Genomic DNA, 19,583 nt, shown 5'->3' on the forward strand with positions numbered 1-19,583 from the left:
AGGGGGAACATGAATGGCAAGAGGAAAAGGAGGACTTGGCCGCGGGCTGGACAGTCTGTTTGAAGATGCCGCCCCGGTTTTTGAGTCCGGTGCAAAGGTAGACACCTTGCCCCTGCGTGAGATCGAACCGGACCCGGAACAGCCGCGCAAGACCTTTGACGAACAGGCGCTGGGCGAGCTGGCGGCAAGCATTGCAGAGCATGGTCTGCTGCAGCCCATCGCGGTGCGTCCGCGCCCGCGCGGCGGCTACAGCATCGTGGCGGGTGAGCGCCGCTGGCGTGCCTGCCGCATGGCAGGGCTGAACGATGTGCCGGTGGTCATTAAGGAGGTCAGCGACGAGCAGGCCATGGAGCTGGCTCTGGTGGAAAATCTGCAGCGCGAGGATCTGGACCCGGTGGAAGAAGCAACCGGCATCCGGGAGCTGATGACCCGCTGCGGCCTGACGCAGGAGCAGGCGGCACAGAAGCTGGGCAAGAGCCGCAGCGCACTGGCCAACAGCCTGCGCCTGCTGAACCTGCCGGAAAACGTGCTGGAACTGCTGAAAAGCGGCTTTATCAATATCGGCCACGCAAAGGTGATCCTGAGCCTGCCCACACCGGAGTTGCAGGAGCAGGCGGCGCAGATCATTGCGGACAACCAGTTGAATGTGCGTCAGGCCGAGGCGCTGTGCAAAAAGCTGGCAAAGCCCGCAAAGGAGCCCAGAGAACCCAAGCCGCGGGGCACTCTGCCGGTGGAGGTGGAAGAAAGCCTCAAGCAGGTGCTGGGCAGCGAGGTGAACGTGGCCTACCACGACGGCAAGGGCAGGCTGACAGTGCATTTCTATTCAGACGAGCAGCTGCGGGCCTTTGCCAACCTGCTGGGACAGTACCAGAACGAAGAATAAAGCGATCCAAGGCGGGCGACCGTCTTTGAACGGCACAGGGGAGGGGATCTTCTGTGCGAACCGAAATAGAGCAAGGAGAGTCAATCATGCTTGATATCAAATTTGTCCGTGAAAACCCGGACGCTGTCAAGGAAAACATCAAGAAGAAGTTTCAGGATGCAAAGCTCCCGCTGGTGGACGAGGTCATCGAGAAGGATGCCAAGTACCGCGCATGCCTGAAGGAAGTGGAAGCCCTCAAGGCTGCCCGCAACAAGCTGAGCAAGGCCAACGGCCCCCTGTTCGGCCAGCTGAAGAAGTGCACCGATGAGGCACAGAAGGCCGAGCTGCAGGCTCAGATCGACGCCAACAATGCCGCCGTCAAGGCCGATGCCGACAAGATGGCTGAGCTGGAGCAGGAAGAAGAGACCCTGTCCGCACGCATTCAGGAGATCATGTACACCATTCCGCAGATGATCGATCCCAGCGTGCCCATCGGCCCGGATGATACCTACAACGTGGAAGCACAGCGCTTTGGTGAGCCTGTGGTGCCCGATTTCCCCATTCCGTACCACACCGAGATCATGGAGAGCTTCGACGGCATCGATATGGACGCCGCAGGCCGTGTGGCCGGCAACGGTTTCTACTATCTGCTGGGCAACATTGCCCGCCTGCACGAGGCTGTGCTGGCCTATGCCCGCGACTTTATGATCAACAAGGGCTTCACCTATGTGATCCCTCCCTTCATGATGCACGGCAACGTGGTGCAGGGTGTCATGTCCTTCCCGGAAATGGATGCCATGATGTATAAGATCGAGGGTGAGGACCTGTACCTGATCGGTACCAGCGAGCACACCATGATCGGCCGCTTCATCGACCAGACTCTGGACGAGGCCACTCTGCCCCTGACCCTGACCTCCTACAGCCCCTGCTTCCGCAAGGAAAAGGGCGCTCACGGCATCGAGGAGCGCGGCATTTACCGCATCCATCAGTTCGAGAAGCAGGAAATGATCGTGGTCTGCCGCCCCGACGAGAGCGCTGACTGGTACGAGAAGCTGTGGAAGAACTCTGTGGAGCTGTTCCGCAGCATGGAGATCCCGGTGCGTCAGCTGAACTGCTGCTCCGGCGACCTGGCCGACCTGAAGGTGAAGAGCTGCGATATCGAAGCATGGAGCCCCCGCCAGCAGAAGTACTTCGAGGTCTGCTCCTGCTCCAATCTGGGCGATGCACAGGCACGCCGCCTGCACATCCGCGTGAAGGGCAAGGACGGAAAGACCTATCTGGCCCACACCCTGAACAACACCTGCGTGGCACCTCCGCGTATGCTGATCGCCTTCCTGGAGAACCATCTGCAGGCCGACGGCACCGTGACCATCCCCGAAGTGCTGCAGCCGTATATGGGCGGCCTGAAGGTCATGGTTCCCACCCACAAGAAGAACTAAAACTGCACCGGGTTTTCCACATCCGGACAGAAAAAGGTTGAAAAAGCACCGCTTTCCGTGAGGGAAGCGGTGCTTTTTTGCCGCAAAACCCCTGCAAAAATGACGGGAAATGCAATATTTCAACGAAGATGCGTGGATAAAATCGAGATATTGAAAAAACGAAAAATTTTTTGAAAATATGTGTTGACAAAAGGCCTATCTATGGATATAATAATAGAGCACTGTTCAAGTGCACAAACAATATGTGGCGGTATAGCTCAGTTGGCTAGAGCATTCGGTTCATACCCGAAGTGTCACCGGTTCAAATCCAGTTACCGCTACCACTTTTACAGAGTTTCGCTAAGGTTAGGGGGACGGTCGTCTGCAGTAGTGGACGATGGAAGTCGGAGGTTTTAGCGAAGCTCTGTATTTCTAAGGCCCGTTGGTCAAGCGGTTAAGACACGGCCCTTTCACGGCTGTAACATGGGTTCGATTCCCGTACGGGTCATAAAAAATCCCTGATCTTAGGATTAGGGATTTTTTTATGCAACCCGTACGAGGAATCGAACAGGGCGGCGGTGCGCAGCACCGCAACCAAAGCCCCAGTGGGGCTTTGGTTAGCCCGCGGGTCCCAACGGCCAGGAATGTCTACCGTGGTTGCTGCCGTTTTGACCCGTACGAGGAATCGAAGGAACACGGCCGCCCGCAGGCGGCAAAAAAGAGCCCAGTGGGCTCTTTTTTAGTGCCCCGGGTTGCGGCTCCCAGCATCCGCGCGTGCCTTGGGCGGCACTTGCGTCTTGCTGGCCGCTGCCCCAACAACTCCTCCCTGCATCGGACACTGGCCGCGGTCGTCGTTGTTGCAGGTCCCGTCCTGTAGGAATGTCTGATGTGGTTGCTACCGCTGCATTGCGCAAGGGCGTTTTTAATTTGACCCGCACGGGAATTGCAGCTGAGCTGACCGCCGCCAGCGAGCAAAGACTTCCCCCGGTCGGGGGAAGATGTCGCATAGCGACAAAAAGGGGAGTACAGGGAAGCGAAGCTGGGGCCGTGGTCAGCAGGATGCGAACGCCGCCCCAAGGCGTGAAGGATACGCTGGGAACCACAACCCGGGACAGGGCGGCGGTGCGCCTTCGTCTTGAATACTACATACCAGATCACGGATAAAAGATCCGGCAGAGGAACACGTTCAAGTGCTCTTCTGCCGGGTCTTTCTACATTTTTTCGCAGATTTTCGACCTGAAATAGTAACAAAATTATGTCATTGAGACATCAATCCTCTATTTTTTACCGCGAAAATTGACTTGCACACCAAAAAATCCGGGATATTCTAGCACTTTCCATATAAATTAATGACAAAGTTTGGCGGAAATAATATCTTGTATACAGGCTGCACTTACGTTACAATACAGATGATATATCAATTGTACGAGCAGAAGGGAGGAAATGGAGTCCACAAGGGCAATTTTCAATCACGAGTACGGGCCGATGGCGGATGCAGCGTGCAGTTTTTGCATCATCTGTTCCCATCGCCTGATGCTTAGAACGGGAGGATGTCAATGGAAGTCTTTTTGCAAGCACTGGTAAACGGGATCCTGCTGGGCGGTTTCTACTCCCTGATGGGTATGGGCCAGAACATCATTTTCGGTGTTATGAACATCGTCAACTTCTGCCACGGCGAAATGTTGATGGTGGGCATGTACATTACCTATGTTCTGTATACCTACTTTGGGGTGGACCCCTATGTAGCGCTTCCCATCGTTGCAGTGCTCATGTTCGGTCTGGGTGCGCTGATCCAGTCCACTCTGATCACCCCTTCGCTCAAGACCAAGAGCTTTACGAACCTGCTGTTCCTCACCGTCGGTCTGGGCCTGCTGCTCACCAACGGCGCTCTGGTCATCTTTGGTTCCACCTATTATAAGATCATTACCCCTTATTCCCAGACCTACATTCCGCTGGGTCCGGTCACGATCGCGCTGCCGCGTCTGGTCAGCTTCCTGATTCTGATCGTGGTTGCCATTGCACTGTTTGCCTTCCTCAAGTATTCCACCACCGGCAAGCAGATCCGCGCCGTATCCCAGAACCCCATTGGTGCTGAGGTCGTGGGCATCAACGTCAAGAAAATTTACATCCTGACCTATGGTCTGGGCGTGGCTCTGGCCGGTATCGCCGGCTCTCTGCTGACCCAGTTCTACACCATCTATCCCACCGCAGGCGCAAGCTTCGGCTTCCGCGCACTGATCGTCGTGGTCGTGGGCGGTCTGGGCTCCATCCCCGGCGCATTCTTCGCCGGTATTTTCCTGGGCCTGCTGGAGCAGATGAGTGCATTGTTCATCAGCCCGTCCTACAGTGATATGATCGTGTTCGTCACCTTCATCATCATTCTGGTCGTGCGTCAGGTCATGATTCTGAGGAGGCGATAAGATGGATACCAGAAAAGCAGTTAAAACCTATCACCGCAATCTGGCGATCGTTCTGGCTATCATCGTCGCCATCTTCGCCGCGATCCCGCTGGTCGTGGATAAACCCTACATCATCAACATTTTCGTTCTTACCTTCTATATGTCCACCCTGTCCATGGCATGGAACATTCTGGGCGGCATCACCGGCCAGAACTCGCTGGGTCTGGCCGCTTACATGGGTCTGGGTGCCTATGTGTGCTGTCTGGTGGTCACAAAGACGGGCATGAACCCCTGGGTGGCCGCTGTGCTGGATATGCTCGTTGTGGGCGTTGTGGCCGGTGTCATCTTCTTCCCCAGCCTGATCCTGCGCGGCCCCTACTTCACGCTGGTGTCCATCGCGTTTGCCGAGTCCATCCGTCAGTTCATCATCAACTCGGAGTTCTTCGGCCGCGCATCCGGTGTGGGCCTGCCCTTCGGCAAGGACTCCTTTGCGCAGTTCCGCTTTACCAGCAAGGTGCCGTACTACTACATCGGCTTCATCATGATGGTGGGCGTTTATCTCATCATGAAGAAGATCGGCCGCTCCAAGCTGGGCTTTGCGCTGCGCACCATCCGCGAGGATGAGGACGCAGCCGCCGCTATCGGCATCAACCCCACCAAGTACAAGGTTATTGCCGTTGTCATTTCGGCTATCATTGCCGGTCTGGTCGGCTTCTTCTACGTCAGCTACATCCGCTACATCGACCCCGATATTATGATCCAGTCCAAGTCCACTGAGATCGTGCTGCCGGCAGTCGTGGGCGGCGCTGCCTACATCGAAGGCCCGCTGATCGGCGGCCTCATCATGATCCCGCTGAGCGAACTGCTGCGTGCAAACTTTGCCGCCATCCTGCCCGGCATCAACATGCTGATGTACGCCATCGTGCTGATCGTGGTCATCCGCTTCCGTCCGTCCGGTATTCTGGGCTGGTACATGAACTCGAAGGTCAAGACCTTCATCGATGAAAAGATCCTCAAAAAGCCGTCTCTGGACGTGCTGGAAGAATATGAGCTGATGGCAGACAAGGGAGGGAAGTAATCATGGCAGAAAAGCCTATTATTGAAGTCCAGGGCCTGACCAAGCGGTTCAAGGGTCTGACCGCCGTGCATGATGTTTCTTTCTCGGTGGAGAAAGGCTCCATCACCGGCATGATCGGCCCCAACGGTGCTGGTAAATCCACCACCTTCAACATGATCTGCGGCTACTACCCGCCCACCGAAGGCAAGATCTTCTACAATGGTGAGGACATCACCAACAAAAAGGCGTATGAGTACACCAACATGAAGATCGCCCGCACCTTCCAGATCATGAAACCTCTGAAGAACCTGAGCGTTCTGGATAACGTCACCGCCGCCGCCTACTTCGGCCACGCCGGTGCAAAGAGCGAAAAAGAGGCCAAGGAGCGCGCCATGGAGGTGCTGCACTTCACCGGCCTGTACGAAAAGCGTCATGTGATCTCCAAGGACATGGGCACGCCGGACCAGAAGCGTCTGGAGATGGCCCGCGCTCTGGCCACCAAGCCCGAAATGCTGTTTCTGGACGAGAACATGGCAGGCTTGAACCCGGCTGAGACCGAAGAGGCCATCCAGCTGATCCGCAAGATCAACGAGTCCGGTGTCACTATCCTGCTCATCGAGCACATCATGAAGGCGGTCGTGAGCCTGTGCGAGAAGGTCATCGTCCTTCACCACGGCGAAAAGATCGCTGAGGGCACGCCCGAGCAGGTCATGAACGATCCTTACGTCATGGAGGTGTACCTGGGCACCAAAAAGGAGGGCGCAAGTGCTTAAAGTTGAAGGTCTGAACGCCGGTTACGGCTCTGTGAACATCCTGTGGGACATCGGCTTTGAGGTGAAGGATGGCGAGATCGTTTCCATCCTTGGCTCCAACGGTGCCGGTAAGACCACCATGGTGCGCACCATCACAGGCATGGTCAAGGCCAGCTCCGGCAAGGTGGAGTTCAACGGGGAGGACCTCTCCGGCAAAAGCTCCCGCGTTATTCTGGACAGCGGCATCGTGCAGGTGCCGGAAGGCCGTCAGCTCTTTACCGAGATGACCGTGCTGGAAAATCTGGAACTGGGTGCATTCAATAAGGAGACCAAGGCGCATTTTGCAGAAAATCTGGAAAAGTGCTATAACTGGTTCCCCAAACTGCGCGAGCGCGCAAAGCAGGCTGCCGGCACTCTGTCCGGCGGCGAGCAGCAGATGGTGGCCGTGGCCCGTGCGCTGATCGGTATGCCCAAGCTGCTGATCCTGGACGAGCCCAGTCTGGGCCTTGCCCCCAACATCGTGGACGACATTCTGGAAGTGGCCAAGACCATGGTGAAGAATGACGGCATCTCGGTGCTGCTGGTGGAGCAGGATATCACCAAAGCCCTTGCAGCGGCTGACCGCGGCTATGTCATTGAGAACGGCCGCGTGGCACTGGAAGGCACCGCCGCCGAGCTTTCGGCAAACGAGCACGTCAAGAAGGCGTACCTCGGCATCTGATTTTGGAAACTGGATGTCCGGCGGGCACTACTTCACACGGTGCGGCGGGGCATCTCGGATTAACAAGCTGTTTTTTACAAACAGAATTGGAGGACAATTATGAAAAAGATCTCTCGTAGAAGCTTCCTGAAGGCATCCGCTGTTCTGGGCAGCGCAGCTGCTCTGACCGCCTGCGGCGGCTCTTCCGCTTCCACCAGCACTGCAGCATCTACCAGCACCGCAGCATCCGGCAGCACTGCAGCAGCCAGCGGTGACACCATCAAGATCGGTACCATCTATGCAATGTCCGGCGGCAACGCAGCCATCGGCGAGAACATCCTGCGCGGCATCGACTTCGCAGTGGACGAGATCAACAAGGCAGGCGGCGTGAACGGTCAGATGCTGGAAGTTGTCCGCGGCGACCATGCAGGCGACGCAGCCACCGGTAAGTCTGAGGCAGAGCGCCTGATCACTCAGGAAGGCGTCAACGTCATTATGGGCTGCCATATGTCCGTTGTTACCGAGGTCGTGGCTCAGGTCTGCCAGCAGTACGGCATCCCCATGATCACCGCTATCTCCACGCTGGACCGCCTGACCGACGAGGATCACAAGGACTACGATTACTTCTTCCGTCTGTGCCCGCTGAACTCCGTCTACGTGGAAGATATGCTGAAGTATCTGCAGGACTCCAAGGAGCAGACCGGCAACGAGATCAAGAAGGTCGCCATCTTCACCGATAAGGCTGCCATCGGTCAGGAGCTGATCCGCTGCGTCAACCTGTTTGCACCGGACTACGGTCTGGATGTTGTGGCCGAAGTGGACTACAGCTCCAACGCGACCGACCTGTCCTCTCAGATCCTGGCTCTGAAGCAGGCTGATCCCGATGCCATCCTGTGCGACTCCTACATCGGCGACGCTACCCTGTTTGTCCAGACCCTGAAGGAGCAGAACTACAAGCCCAAGATGATCGTTGCCAAGGCAAACGGCTTCACCGATCCTTCCTTCATCCCGAACCTGGGCGCATCCGCAAACGGCGTGGCTTCTGTTGTCGAGTTCAACCCCGACCTGACCAACGGCGTGGAGATCAACGAGGACTTCAAGAAGGTCTACAATGTCAACATGAACGGCCACTCTGCTGAGTCCTACACCGTTGTGTGGCTGTTCAAGTCCGCCATCGAGAAGGCCGGCTCCACCGACGGTGCCGCTGTCCGCGACGCTCTGGCAGAGCTGTCCATCGACGGTGCATTCGAGGGCGGCCGCAAGATCGTTCTGCCCTACTCCAAGATCGAGTTCACTCCCGAGTACGAGATCGGCGGCGTAAAGCACTACCGTGACAACACCTACGCTTCTGTTGCAATCGCACAGGTGCAGGATCAGGAGTGGAAGACCGTCTGGCCCTTCGAGTTCGCTTCCTCCAAGATCCAGGAAGTCACTCTGGGCTGATAAAGTTACCCCAAAGAACACAGCAGGCGAGCCGCCCAATGGGCGGCTCGCCTTTTTGCATCTTCAGTTGTTTTTGATATAGGTAAAAATATCCTCCGGCACTGCCGCCAGTGCATCCGCACCGGCAGCGGTCAGTTCTGCGCGGCCCCGGAAGCCCCACAGCGCGCCCATGGCGGGCAGCCCGGCATTGTGTCCGGTGAGGATGTCCACATCGCTGTCGCCCACAAAAAGGGTGGCAGAGCGGTCTGCACCGATCTCGTCCATCAGCGCATACAGCCCGGCGGGGTCCGGCTTGGTGGGCACACCGGGCCTGCTGCCGCGCACGGCAGCAAAGCGGCCTGTGCCGAAATAGTGGGCGATGATCTTGCCGCAGAGCGGGTCGGCCTTGTTGGAGAACACTGCGCACGGAACACCCTGTGCCCGCAGCTCGTCCAGCAGCTCCGGGATGCCGGGATAGGGGGCCGTCTTGTCCTCCTTGTGGGCGTCGTACCGGGCAGTGAATTCAGCCAGCGTGGCCGCCAGCTGCTCCGGCGTGCGGGCATTTTCCGGCGAGAAGCGCTCCACCAGCTTCGGGATGCCATTGCCCACCATGTGCTTGAACTGTTCCACCGTAAAGGTGGGCCAGCCGTGCTGTTCACACACCCAGTTGCCTGCATCGGCAAGGTCGTCGATGGTGTTCAGAAGGGTGCCGTCCAGATCGAATAATACAGTTTTTATCACAGAAAAAGACTCCTTACAGTTTCAGAAAAGTAAAAATGGCAATTCGCTGCACTTTACGCTGCGCACCCTGCACTTCACCCCGCCCGGAAAGGTGAGGGTGAGGTTCGTGTGGTGCACCGCTGCGGCCCACGGCGACTGCATGGCCGTCAGGGCCGGTGCAGGGCACAGCACGCAGATCTCGTGCAGATGGAAGCCGTGCTGCCAGCGCAGGGTCAGACGGCCGTTTTGCAGCCAGATGCCCTCCTTGCGCCAGCCGTTGTACGCACCCACCAGCAGGGCCGCAAACACGGCGGTGACCACCAACAGCGGCACCGTGAGGGCAGGCAGGGTGTAGCGGGATACCGCTGTCAGCAGCAGGCACAGCCCGCAGGGGATGCCGGCAGGCAGAAAAAACGCCGGGATGCTGCGGCCTGCGGTGTCCACCGGGGCTTTTGGCGGCAGGGCAAAGCCGGGCAGAAGCTCCTGTAGAAAAGGGCCGTCCTCCTGCCAGACCAGCAACGGGATCTCCGGCTGGCAGCTGCCTGCTGTAACGAACACCGGGCAGTAGCCCAGTGCCCATGTAGCAGGCGAGCGGCGCAGGTCCGCATAGCTCAGATGTTCCAGCGCAAGGCGCATCTCGTACTGGCGCACAAAGCCGCCCCTGCTGCCAAGGTGACTCTCGGTGCGCCACACGGTGTAATGGGCCGCATGGGCCGCACTGCGCACAAGGCTTGCGCAGAACAGCACACCGCCCAGCACCAGCAGCCATGCTGTGCCCATGGGCAGCCAGCGCGCCGCCCACGCCGCAATGCGGTTCAGGTGGGCAAAGGCCGCCGTCTGGGCATCCGGCGCATAGGGCCTGCTCTGTTTGATGGCCAGCGCCAGCAAAGCAAGGGTGGAAAGGCCGTTGGCACCCAGCACCGCAAAGGCCAGCTTTTCGCCGCCGCGCGGGGTGTGGGCCACAGTATCCCGGCGCGGCATCATGCGGTCAGCTAAAAACTGCGCGTTCTGTGCGCTCAAAAGCAGGGTCAGGGTGCGCTTCTGCCCGGCAGGGTACAGCACCACCCGGCTGGCACCGGCCAGCCGGTAGAGCAGGGGCCGCTCGATGGTGAGCGCTGCCAGCTGGCTGGCTTTCAGGCAGCGGTCCAGCCGCACGCCCAGCCGCCAGCGCACCCGCAGGGTTCCCTGTGCATCCACCCGCCAGCGGCCTGCGTGCAGCACGGCGGCGCTCACAGCGGCAAGCACTGTCAGCAGCGCCGCGCCCTGCACCAGAGCCGTGCGCAGCGCCGCCCAGTTGCGGGCAAACAGCACCTGCAAAAGCGGCAGCAGATACAGCAGAATGGTCTTGCGCAGAAAATGCAGCACCGCAAACGGGTGGAAGCCGCGTTCGGTCATGGCGTTTCCTCCATCAGCACAGCGGCAAGGGCCTGCGCCTGCAGGGCATCCACGCCCGGCAGAAACAGCTGTACGCCCGGGCCGTGCACCACCAGCACGCTGCACCCGGCCAGCCACAGAAGCGGCGTGCGCAGGGTCCACACGCCAGTCACGGCCCGGCGGGGAAGCTGCCGTGTGATGGGAACGGCGATACCGGCCCGCACGGCAGTGTTCCGGGCGGTGAGCACTGCGGTAAAGCTGCAGGCTCTTGCCCACGCGGCGAACACAAGGCACACCCACAGGGCACAGAAAATACACCCGGCAAACAGGCTCTGCCAGAACACAAAAGGCGCGCAGAACACGCCGGGAACAGCGGCCCAGACGCACAGTACGGCCCGGCCCTTGGGCGGAATGATCAGCGCCGTGCGCAGCAGGTCACGTTCGGTCATTTGCCGGAAAGGCCCCATGCATCCATCAGCAGGTGCAGGGTGTCATCCTGCGTCAGGCAGAGGATGCGGTCCCACGGCAGTAAGGTGGTATTGCCGTGGGGGATGATGAACTCCGCATCGCGGGTGATGCACACCAGAATGACGTCGCCCGGCATAGGGATGTCCTTGACCGCCTGCCCTGCAAACTGGAAGTTCTCCGGCAGCAAAATTTCGTTCAGGCTGGCAGTGCCGCCGCCCAGCGAGAGCAGCTGGCGGATGGTATCCGTCTCGATCTCGCGCTCAAGGATGTGGCTCAGGTTGTCGGTGCCGCACACTACGGTGTCCACGCCTAAGGTGTGCAGCAGCTCGCGATTCTTGGGGTTGGAGGCCCGGGCCACAGTGCGGTTCACGCCAAACTCCCGCTTTGCGATCTGGCAGGCCACAAGGTTATTCTCGTCCGCACCGGTCACGGCCACAAAGGCATCGCAGCTGGCAACGTCGGCCGTGCGCATGGTGTCAAAGCTGATGGCATCGCCGCAGATCACCGGGATATCCAGCGAATCGGCCAGCGAACGGCACAGCATTTCCTGCGGTTCAATGATGGTCACTTTGTGGCGGTGGGCCAGCAGGCTCTGGGCCAGATACATGCCCACTTTGCCGCCGCCTGCGATACAAACTTTCATATGCTTCCCTCACTTTTTACTTTGCCAGTGCGCGGAACACCGATTGCTCGGTGAGCACCGTGGGGCAGATGGTGTCGATCTCGTAAGCCTTGTGGTACAGCACCTGCAGGTGCGGGTCGGACACGCGGCAGATCACCTTCTCACGGCGGAAGATGCTTTTTGCGATTTGTGCCGCCATCAGGTTTACCGAGTCGTCCTCGCTCACAGCGGCCACGGCATCGCAGCTGTCAATGCCGCCCTGCCGCAGGGTATCCGGGTCGGTGGGGTCGCCCACCAGAGCCGTGCCGCCAAAGCTGTAGTCGTCAAAGGCATCCAGACGCTTGAGCTGTTCGGGATCCTTTTCGATCAGCGAGATATCATGGCCGATGCGTTCCAGATCGCGGATGAGGGAAGCACCCACCTGGTCGCAGCCGATCACCAGAATATTCATATGGATTCACCCCGTTGTAGAATGGTTCAACAAAAATACCAAGAGTGCTTAAACTCTGTTTTGATTTGCGGATAAAATAGAAGGAAAAGGGTCTTTGCATCAGTATAACACATTTCCCGACGCAGTAACAGCCTGCAGGGCAAAAGTGGCGGCGGGCGTAAAAATTTTCGCATTCTGCGTGCGTGCAGAGACATAGTATGGTATACTGGAAGAAAATAAGCTGCTGTGCCTTTGTGCACAAGGAGGGGTACTTACGTTTTTTGAGATCATCAAAGCCATCCTGATGGGCATTGTGGAGGGCATTACCGAGTGGCTTCCCATTTCGTCCACCGGTCATATGATCCTGCTGGAGCAGATCATCAAATTCAACGCAAGCGAAGAGTTCATGTCCATGTTCCGTGTGGTCATCCAGCTGGGTGCCATCATGGCCGTGGTGGTGCTGTTCTGGGGCAAGCTGTGGCCCTTTGGCATGAAGCAGGGCAGGGTCATTTCCAAGCCCAGTGTGTGGAACCTGTGGTTCAAGGTGGTAGCGGCCACGATCCCGGTGCTCATCATCAGCCCGCTGGACGACTGGATGGAAGCTCACTTCTACAATTACATCACGGTTGCCGCGATGCTCATTCTGTATGGCGCGCTGTTCTTTGTTGTGGAGAACCGCCGCGCCGCGCCGCACGTGAGCCGGCTGGAGCAGATCACCTACCGCGATGCCATCATCATTGGCCTGTGGCAGTGTCTGGCCATCATTCCGGGAACCTCCCGCTCTGGTGCCACTATCGTGGGCGGCCTGCTGCTGGGCCTGTCCCGCGCCTGTGTGGCAGAGTTCACCTTCTATCTGGCCATCCCGGTCATGGCGGGCGCATCTCTGCTCAAGGTGGTCAAGTTCGTTGTCGGCGGTTCCGTGATGACCGGCACCGAGGTGGCTGTGCTGGCAGTGGGCTGTGTGGTGGCCTTTGGCATGAGCCTTGCCGCCATCCGCTTCCTGATGGATTACGTCAAGCGCCACGATTTCAAGTTCTTTGGTGCCTACCGCATCGTGCTGGGCATCATCGTGCTGGCAGTGGCGGCTGCGACAGCAATCTTCTGATTTGGAATGCTTCCCGCAGGGAGCGTAGTCGCGTGTTTAAGGTTTCATGCCTTTTGCAAAATGCATCGCCGCCGGGGATGTTCTCTTTTGCGTGCCAAAAGAGAACCAGAAAAGCACCCGCTACTTTCGAGGCGCGGGAGGCACGAACTAGGGGCTGCTCGCCCCTAGTGACCCCAAAGCTGTTGGGCTCCATACAAAAAATCCAAGCCGCTTCGCTAAAGGATTTTTTGTGTTCCGCTGATTTTGAGTCGCTTGCGCGACGAGCCGTGCGGATAAGCTTGTGCATTTTCTGCTGCGCGAACGCTCCCGCAGGGAGCCGGCGCTGCAAGATGCCGCTGCCCGCTACAACTCTTTCCTGTGAAAATTGAAAGCCGGAAATCTGCAGATTTCCGGCTTTCTTTAGTTAGGAAATGATAGTTCCGCTAAATATGGCCAGAGCGATCAGCGGAGGCCATTTTGATCGTGGGACACAGAGGGGTGCCCGCCGCCCTTTACGACAGCACTTTTTCTTTGCAAAAAGATGTGCTATACTACAAAATAAGAGAGTATGCGGCAGCGTGCCGCGCAAACAAAATGGAGGAACCTGCTATGGAAGCATCCAAGGTCTATTATACAGATTTCCGCTGTCCCGTGGGCACCAGCCTGCTGGACAAGCTGCGCCGCGTGTGCATTGCTGCCGGCATCAAGGATATTGATATGGATGGCAAGTTCGTTGCCATCAAGATGCATTTCGGTGAGTTGGGCAATCTGGCATTCCTGCGCCCCAACTATGCCAAGGTGGTGGCCGACCTGTGCAAGGAGCAGGGCGGTCTGCCGTTCCTGACCGACTGCAACACCCTGTATCCGGGCAGCCGCAAGAACGCACTGGAGCACCTCACCTGCGCCCAGCTGAACGGTTTCTGGCCCATGACCACCGGCTGTCAGGTCATCATTGCGGACGGCCTGCGCGGCACCGATGAAGCAGAGGTGCCGGTGCCGAACGGCGAATACTGCAAGACGGCAAAGATCGGCCGCGCCATCATGGACGCAGATATCTTTATCAGCCTGACCCATTTCAAGGGCCACGAATCCACCGGCTTCGGCGGTGCCCTCAAGAACATCGGCATGGGCTGCGGCTCCCGTGCAGGCAAGATGATACAGCACGCCGCCGGACACCCGGAGGTGCAGCAGAGCCTGTGCCGCGGCTGCCACCGCTGCGCGAAGGAGTGCGGCTCCGATGCCATCACCTACGATGCAAACAACAAGGCCGTCATTGACCAGACCAAGTGCAAGGGCTGCGGCCGCTGCATCGGTGCCTGCAACTTTGACGCGATCTATTCCCAGTGCGACAGCGCCAATGAGATGCTGGACCGCAAAATGGCCGAGTATGCGGCTGCCGTATGCGCAGGCCGTCCCTGCTTCCACATTTCTCTGGTGCAGGACATCAGCCCCAACTGCGACTGCCACGGTGAGAACGATGCACCCATCCTGCCGGATATCGGCATCTTTGCATCCTTTGATCCGGTGGCGCTGGATCAGGCCTGCGCCGATGCCTGCCTGAATGCACAGCCGCTGCCGAACAGCCAGCTGGGCCAGAACCTTGCAAAGCCCGGCTGGAACTGCCACCACGATCACTTCAAGGATTCCAACCCCAATATCGAGTGGAAGGCCACGCTGGAGCAGGCCGAGAAGATCGGCATGGGCACCCGCCAGTATGTGCTGAAGAAGGTATAAAAATCAGAAACAGAAGGAATGCTGCACATGGTCAGCATCCTCGCCCTCTCCGTCACCTACGGTGCCACCTCTCCCAAAGGGAGAGGCCTTGGCAAAGAGATGGACTTTGCGTGGACTGCCAAGGGCTCCCACTTTGGGGGAGCTGGCGAACGAATGTGAGCCTGAGAGGGCGAGCCCGTTAAAGAAAAAAGCATCTGCAACAAAATCGCTGATTCTGAAATTCAGAAGCGATGGTTGCAGATGCTTTTTTGTTTTATTAAGCCTCGCCGTTTGTCTCCGGCACGCAGTCGTCCAGCACGGTCTGCAGGGCCTGCCAGTTCTTCAGGGTGCAGCCGGGCAGGGTGTCCGGGTCAAGGCCGGCATCCTCAATGCGGCCAGCCATGCTGTCCTTGTCGCTCAAAAGGCTCAGCGCGTCCGGCTCGATCATCGTCCAGGCCTCGGCAAAGCTTTCCTGCTCATCAGCGTCCAGCGTGTCGTACCAGCTGTAGAAAGCTTCCTGCACGGCTTCCGGGGTGCGGGAGGCAAGGCGGGCGTTTTCTGCCCACTGCAGCAGGGATGCCGCTGCGATCACCGATTTGAGCGAGCAGCCGGAAACACCCGGCCCCCAGCCCAGACAAGGCTCAAAGGCGGCAGCGGTGCCGGTGATGGAGAAGATGGAGTTCTCGTCAAAATCGCCGGGGTTCAGGCCAGAGGTGTCGGCCCGGGTGGTGGAATCAGGCAGGTCCTCGCCGGAAGCAGCGGAGCTTGCAGAACTGCTGGCAGAGCCTGGCGCTTCGGAACTGCTGGCGGTTGAGCCGCCGCAGCCTGCCAGAATGCTGCAGGCCAGCGCTGCGCAGAGCAGCAGCGAGAGGATGCGGGTATATCTCAATTTCATAGTAATGTCCTCCTTGAGCGGTGCCGCAGCCGGGCCGCAGCACTTCAAAACGATACACCCTAAGTATACGTTCTGCCGCGGCGGTTGTCAATCGGACAGCGCAGAACGAATTTCAAGCGGGAAATATGCACCCTGCACAAAGAAGGGATGTATTTTTGGGAACTTTGCATTCTTGACATTTTTTGCAAAAATCGGTTGACTACAAGTATAGTGTCTGCCCACGTCAGCCGGAAAGGAGGGAAACGCCCATGAAGCACCGCATCACAGCCGCATTGGAACGGTTCTCCCGCGCAATGCTGGCACCGCTGAGCTATCTTTCGGCGGCAGGCCTGCTGCTGGTGGTGGGCGCACTGCTTACCAGTGCGCCGCTGGCCGGGGTGCTGCCCTTTTTGCGGTGGGAGCCGGTGCAGCTGGCGGGCAGGATCATTTACAAATGCCTCACGGCGGTCATTTCAAATCTGAGCGTGCTGTTCTGCACCGGTCTTGCGGCGGCGCTGGCAAAGCGGGAAAAGCATCAGGCGGCGTTCATCGCCCTGATGAGCTATCTTGTCTACCTGACAGCGGGCAATGTAACGCTGACCGAGTTGGGCCTGCTGGCGCAGCCGGATGCGCTTACCGGCCTGTACAGCGCAGGCCAGACCATGGTGCTGGGCATCCAGACTGTGGATACCGGCGTGTTCGGCGGCATTCTGCTGGGCCTGCTCACCGCCTTTGTGTATGACCGCACCTGCGAAAAAGCCCACCGCGGCATTCTGGGCGGTGTGTTCTCCGGTGTGCGGTGGTCCTTTGCCTGCATGGCGGCACTGGCGGCGGTGCTGGGCTTTGGGGCCTGCTTTGTCTGGCCGCCTGTCCAGAAGGCCATTGCGGCCGTCACCGGCTTCATTGCCGCTTCCGGCAATATCGGGTTGTTTTTGTACGGCTTTCTGGAACGGCTGCTCATCCCTACAGGGCTGCATCATCTGGTGTATATGCCGTTCCAGTTCTCGCAGCTGGGCGGTCAGCTCACGGTGGGCAGCATCACCTATACCGGTGCCTATGTGGTCACGATGACCGAATATAACCTCGGCCTGCCGTTTTCGGATGGCATCGTGTGGATGTACACCGGCTTTACCAAGACCTTCGGCTACTTTGGCATTGCGGCGGCATTCATCTTCTGTGCCCGGCGGGGCAGCCGCAAAAAGACTGCTCTTCAGCTGCTGCCGCTGGCCTTTACGGCATCGCTGGCTTCCATTACGGAGCCGCTGGATTTTCTGTTCTGCTTCTCGGCACCGGTTTTGTGGCTGGCGCACGCAGCCATCTCCGGCAGCTTCATCGTGCTGCTGCACCTGTGCGGAGTCACGGCGTTTACCTCGAACCTTCTGGGGTCGCTTGTGATGAACCTTTCCGCTGGTGCGGCCCGTACGAACTACCCGGTGCTGTATCTGCTGGGCCTTGCCCAGATCGCGGTGTATTTTGTGGTGTTCACTGTGCTCATCAAGGCGCTGGACCTGCCCACACCGGGCCGCCGCCCGGAAGAGCCGTCCCGGCCGGAAAAGGCCCTGCCACTGGACGAGCAGGGAGTAGAAAAGCTCATTGCAGCCTTTGGCGGGCGGGAGAACATCCGCACGGTGGACAACTGCTTTACCCGCCTGCGTGTCACGGTGAACGACCCGGCCTTCGTCAAGGAGCAGGCCCTGAAAGCCCTGCCCTGCAGCGGTGTGGTGCAAAGCGGCTGCGATGTGCAGATCGTGTACGGCATCCACGCGCCGGAGGTGCGGCAGGCGGTGGAGCGGCGGCTGGACAGGGCACTTCTCTAGGCAGGACGGCGGAGAAAGCTCCACGATGGCCTGCCAGTACAGAGAAAGCTTACAAATTGCGAAAGGAAATTTTCAATGCAGGAAAAACCGTTTCTAAACCAGAAAAAAACACCTGAGGTGGTTGGCCGCTTTGCACCCAGCCCCAGCGGGCGGCTGCATCTGGGCAATCTGGCCTGCAGCCTGCTGGCGTGGCTCAGCGCCAGAAGCCGGGGTGGACGCATCGTGCTGCGCATTGAGGATCTGGATGCCGAGCGCTGCCCGCGCATCTATGCTGACCTGCTGGAACAGGATCTGGACTGGCTGGGCCTTGCGTGGGACGAGGGCGGCAGCACCGGCGGGCCGAACGGCCCCTATTACCAGAGTGAGTGCGCAGAGATCTACACCGCAAGCTACAAAAAGCTGGAAGAGCGCGGCCTTGTGTACCCGTGTTTTTGCTCCCGCGCCCAGCTGCACGCGGCCAGCGCGCCCCATACCTCGGACGGCAACGTGGTCTATCCGGGCACCTGCCGCGGCCTGACCGCTGCCGAAATTGAGGAAAAACGCAAAAAGAAGGCCCCTGCCTATCGTCTGATGGTGCCGGACGAGGACATCACATTTGTGGATGGCTGCATGGGCCCGCACACCGAAAATCTTTTGCACGACTGCGGTGACTTCTACCTGCGCCGGGCGGATGGCGTGTTCGCCTATCAGTTGGCCGTGGTGGTGGACGATGCCCGCATGGGCGTTACCGAAGTGGTGCGCGGTGCAGACCTGCTTTCGTCCACGGCACGGCAGCTGTATTTGTACCGCCTGCTGGGCCTGCAGGCACCGGGGTTTGCCCACTGCCCGCTGCTGCTGGCCCCGGATGGGCGGCGGCTCTCCAAGCGAGACGGCGACCAGAGTCTGGAAAACCTGCGGGAAAAGTATACCGCGCAGGAGATCGTGGGCAAGCTTGCCTACGCCTACGGCCTGCAGCCGGAGCCTGCGCCCCGCACACCGGAAAGCCTGATCAAAGACTTTTCCTGGGCAAAGGTGCCAAAGCAGGATGTCTGCCTGCCGGAGGATCTGTTCTGAACAAAAAAAGATGCGCTGCCCCCGATGACAGCGCATTTCTTTTTTATAGAGATTCAGATGCGGCGCATCTGCGGAAGATCGTTGGTGTCCATCATACGGCTGAACGCGGTATCCAGTGCCAGCGCCAGCAAAGCGCCCAGCGCTGCATCGATGCAGCTGTGCTGCTTGAGCAGCATGGTGGAGCATACAATGGAGATGCACAGCACATCAGCGGCCGGGCGCATCCAGCGGAATCGGGGCTGCTCAAAGATGCGGCAGCGGTGATAGGCCAGCATCAGCGTGACCGAGTTGAACACATGGATGGACGGGCAGACATTGATGGGTGTGTCGGTGCTGTACAGGAACCGCACCGCACGGGCGAAGATGTCTGTGCCCGGCACATAGCAGGGGCGCAGATTCAGCCCGGTGGGCAGGATCACGTAGCAGGCCAGCGCAATGGTCATACCGCTGAACAGCGGCATACACAGCCGCCAGAAGTCCTCCCGGGGTGCCTTCCACAGAAGGAAGAACAGGGTGAACGGGATCCACGGAAACCATGCAAAATAGGGGATGGCCGCATATTTGCAGAAGGGAATCAGATCGTCCAGCCGGCAGTGCACGAGGATGTGCGGCATATGGATCTGGGTGTTCAGGAAATTGAATGCGGAAAGATAAAGTATGAGATACAGCGCCATGAAGCAAATCGGATGGCGCGAAAACCAACTGCGTTTCATTGAAAAAGCCTCCTTTTTGCAGAAGTGAAAGCTCTTAGCACTGTGAAATTATACGCCGGGAATGTGACAAAAACAAGAACGAAAGCAGACAACATTGCTGAAAAA

General features: G+C 58.7%; 19 protein-coding genes and 2 tRNA genes. 14 read left to right on the plus strand and 7 right to left on the minus strand.

Translation table 11 applies throughout. The annotated features are described in order from the left end of the window. Positions 1 to 13: 13 nt before the first annotated feature. From DXA66_RS12340 to DXA66_RS12380, 9 genes are all read left to right on the plus strand, one after another. A complete protein-coding gene (locus DXA66_RS12340; protein WP_118529200.1) occupies positions 14 to 883 on the plus strand; it encodes a ParB/RepB/Spo0J family partition protein in 870 nt (289 codons plus the stop codon). A gap of 86 nt (positions 884 to 969) precedes the next feature. After that, a complete protein-coding gene (serS, locus tag DXA66_RS12345; RefSeq protein WP_118529201.1) occupies positions 970 to 2,301 on the plus strand; it encodes a serine--tRNA ligase in 1,332 nt (443 codons plus the stop codon). Positions 2,302 to 2,547: 246 nt separating this feature from the next. Further along, positions 2,548 to 2,624: transfer RNA gene (locus DXA66_RS12350), tRNA-Met, on the plus strand. A gap of 92 nt (positions 2,625 to 2,716) precedes the next feature. Then, a tRNA-Glu gene (locus tag DXA66_RS12355) sits at positions 2,717 to 2,788 on the plus strand. A gap of 1,048 nt (positions 2,789 to 3,836) precedes the next feature. Next, positions 3,837 to 4,700 (plus strand): branched-chain amino acid ABC transporter permease, encoded by an 864-nt coding sequence (locus tag DXA66_RS12360; protein ID WP_005937151.1) that lies wholly within the window; start codon positions 3,837 to 3,839, stop codon positions 4,698 to 4,700. Between the two features lies 1 nt (position 4,701). After that, complete coding sequence (locus DXA66_RS12365) at positions 4,702 to 5,757, plus strand: branched-chain amino acid ABC transporter permease (RefSeq protein WP_005937154.1); 1,056 nt, start codon at positions 4,702 to 4,704, stop codon at positions 5,755 to 5,757. Positions 5,758 to 5,759: 2 nt separating this feature from the next. Beyond that, complete coding sequence (locus tag DXA66_RS12370) at positions 5,760 to 6,509, plus strand: ABC transporter ATP-binding protein (protein WP_118529202.1); 750 nt, start codon at positions 5,760 to 5,762, stop codon at positions 6,507 to 6,509. Further along, a complete protein-coding gene (locus tag DXA66_RS12375; RefSeq protein ID WP_118529203.1) occupies positions 6,502 to 7,209 on the plus strand; it encodes an ABC transporter ATP-binding protein in 708 nt (235 codons plus the stop codon). The genes DXA66_RS12370 and DXA66_RS12375 overlap by 8 nt, the downstream gene beginning before the upstream one ends. Before the next feature lie 99 nt (positions 7,210 to 7,308). Then, complete coding sequence (locus tag DXA66_RS12380; RefSeq protein WP_118529204.1) at positions 7,309 to 8,631, plus strand: ABC transporter substrate-binding protein; 1,323 nt, start codon at positions 7,309 to 7,311, stop codon at positions 8,629 to 8,631. 63 nt (positions 8,632 to 8,694) lie between these two features. Here DXA66_RS12380 and DXA66_RS12385 read toward each other — a convergent pair whose 3' ends face one another. The 5 genes from DXA66_RS12385 to DXA66_RS12405 are packed head-to-tail and all read right to left on the minus strand — an operon-like array spanning position 8,695 to position 12,245. Then, entirely contained in the window at positions 8,695 to 9,351 is a 657-nt protein-coding gene (locus DXA66_RS12385) for an HAD family hydrolase (RefSeq protein WP_118529205.1), read from the minus strand. Between the two features lie 21 nt (positions 9,352 to 9,372). Beyond that, a complete protein-coding gene (locus DXA66_RS12390) occupies positions 9,373 to 10,725 on the minus strand; it encodes a PH domain-containing protein (RefSeq protein WP_118529206.1) in 1,353 nt (450 codons plus the stop codon). After that, entirely contained in the window at positions 10,722 to 11,153 is a 432-nt protein-coding gene (locus DXA66_RS12395) for a hypothetical protein (RefSeq protein ID WP_005937098.1), read from the minus strand. Before DXA66_RS12395 ends, DXA66_RS12390 begins: the two co-directional genes overlap by 4 nt. Continuing rightward, entirely contained in the window at positions 11,150 to 11,815 is a 666-nt protein-coding gene (locus DXA66_RS12400; RefSeq protein WP_118529207.1) for a TrkA family potassium uptake protein, read from the minus strand. The genes DXA66_RS12395 and DXA66_RS12400 overlap by 4 nt, the downstream gene beginning before the upstream one ends. Before the next feature lie 16 nt (positions 11,816 to 11,831). Continuing rightward, positions 11,832 to 12,245 (minus strand): TrkA family potassium uptake protein, encoded by a 414-nt coding sequence (locus tag DXA66_RS12405; RefSeq protein WP_005937093.1) that lies wholly within the window; start codon positions 12,243 to 12,245, stop codon positions 11,832 to 11,834. Positions 12,246 to 12,468: 223 nt separating this feature from the next. On the opposite strand from DXA66_RS12405, the gene DXA66_RS12410 reads away from it, so the two are divergent. The 3 genes from DXA66_RS12410 (at position 12,469) to DXA66_RS14700 (ending at position 15,201) form a co-directional block, all read left to right on the plus strand. Then, positions 12,469 to 13,329, plus strand: coding sequence for an undecaprenyl-diphosphate phosphatase (locus tag DXA66_RS12410; RefSeq protein WP_256372191.1), 861 nt, complete (start codon positions 12,469 to 12,471; stop codon positions 13,327 to 13,329). A gap of 588 nt (positions 13,330 to 13,917) precedes the next feature. Then, positions 13,918 to 15,042 (plus strand): DUF362 domain-containing protein, encoded by a 1,125-nt coding sequence (locus tag DXA66_RS12415; protein WP_118529208.1) that lies wholly within the window; start codon positions 13,918 to 13,920, stop codon positions 15,040 to 15,042. A gap of 27 nt (positions 15,043 to 15,069) precedes the next feature. Next, positions 15,070 to 15,201, plus strand: a complete 132-nt coding sequence (locus tag DXA66_RS14700; protein WP_256372190.1) for a hypothetical protein — start codon at positions 15,070 to 15,072, stop codon at positions 15,199 to 15,201. A 97-nt stretch (positions 15,202 to 15,298) separates the two neighbouring features. Here DXA66_RS14700 and DXA66_RS14590 read toward each other — a convergent pair whose 3' ends face one another. Beyond that, positions 15,299 to 15,916 (minus strand): hypothetical protein, encoded by a 618-nt coding sequence (locus tag DXA66_RS14590; protein WP_242959163.1) that lies wholly within the window; start codon positions 15,914 to 15,916, stop codon positions 15,299 to 15,301. A 248-nt stretch (positions 15,917 to 16,164) separates the two neighbouring features. Here DXA66_RS14590 and DXA66_RS12425 point away from each other — a divergent pair, with 248 nt between their 5' ends. Continuing rightward, on the plus strand, positions 16,165 to 17,712 hold the full coding sequence (locus tag DXA66_RS12425; RefSeq protein ID WP_118529209.1) for a PTS transporter subunit EIIC: 1,548 nt from the start codon (positions 16,165 to 16,167) through the stop codon (positions 17,710 to 17,712). Positions 17,713 to 17,787: 75 nt separating this feature from the next. Further along, on the plus strand, positions 17,788 to 18,765 hold the full coding sequence (gene gluQRS / locus DXA66_RS12430; protein ID WP_118529210.1) for a tRNA glutamyl-Q(34) synthetase GluQRS: 978 nt from the start codon (positions 17,788 to 17,790) through the stop codon (positions 18,763 to 18,765). A 53-nt stretch (positions 18,766 to 18,818) separates the two neighbouring features. Here the strand turns inward: gluQRS and DXA66_RS12435 are convergent, their stop codons facing one another. Then, the gene (locus DXA66_RS12435) at positions 18,819 to 19,478 is read right to left on the minus strand and encodes a phosphatase PAP2 family protein (RefSeq protein WP_118529211.1); all 660 of its coding nucleotides are present in this window, start codon (positions 19,476 to 19,478) and stop codon (positions 18,819 to 18,821) included. Between the last annotated feature and the right edge of the window lie 105 nt (positions 19,479 to 19,583).

It is taken from the genome of Faecalibacterium sp. OF03-6AC (assembly GCF_003478175.1).
GTDB lineage: Bacteria > Bacillota > Clostridia > Oscillospirales > Ruminococcaceae > Faecalibacterium > Faecalibacterium taiwanense.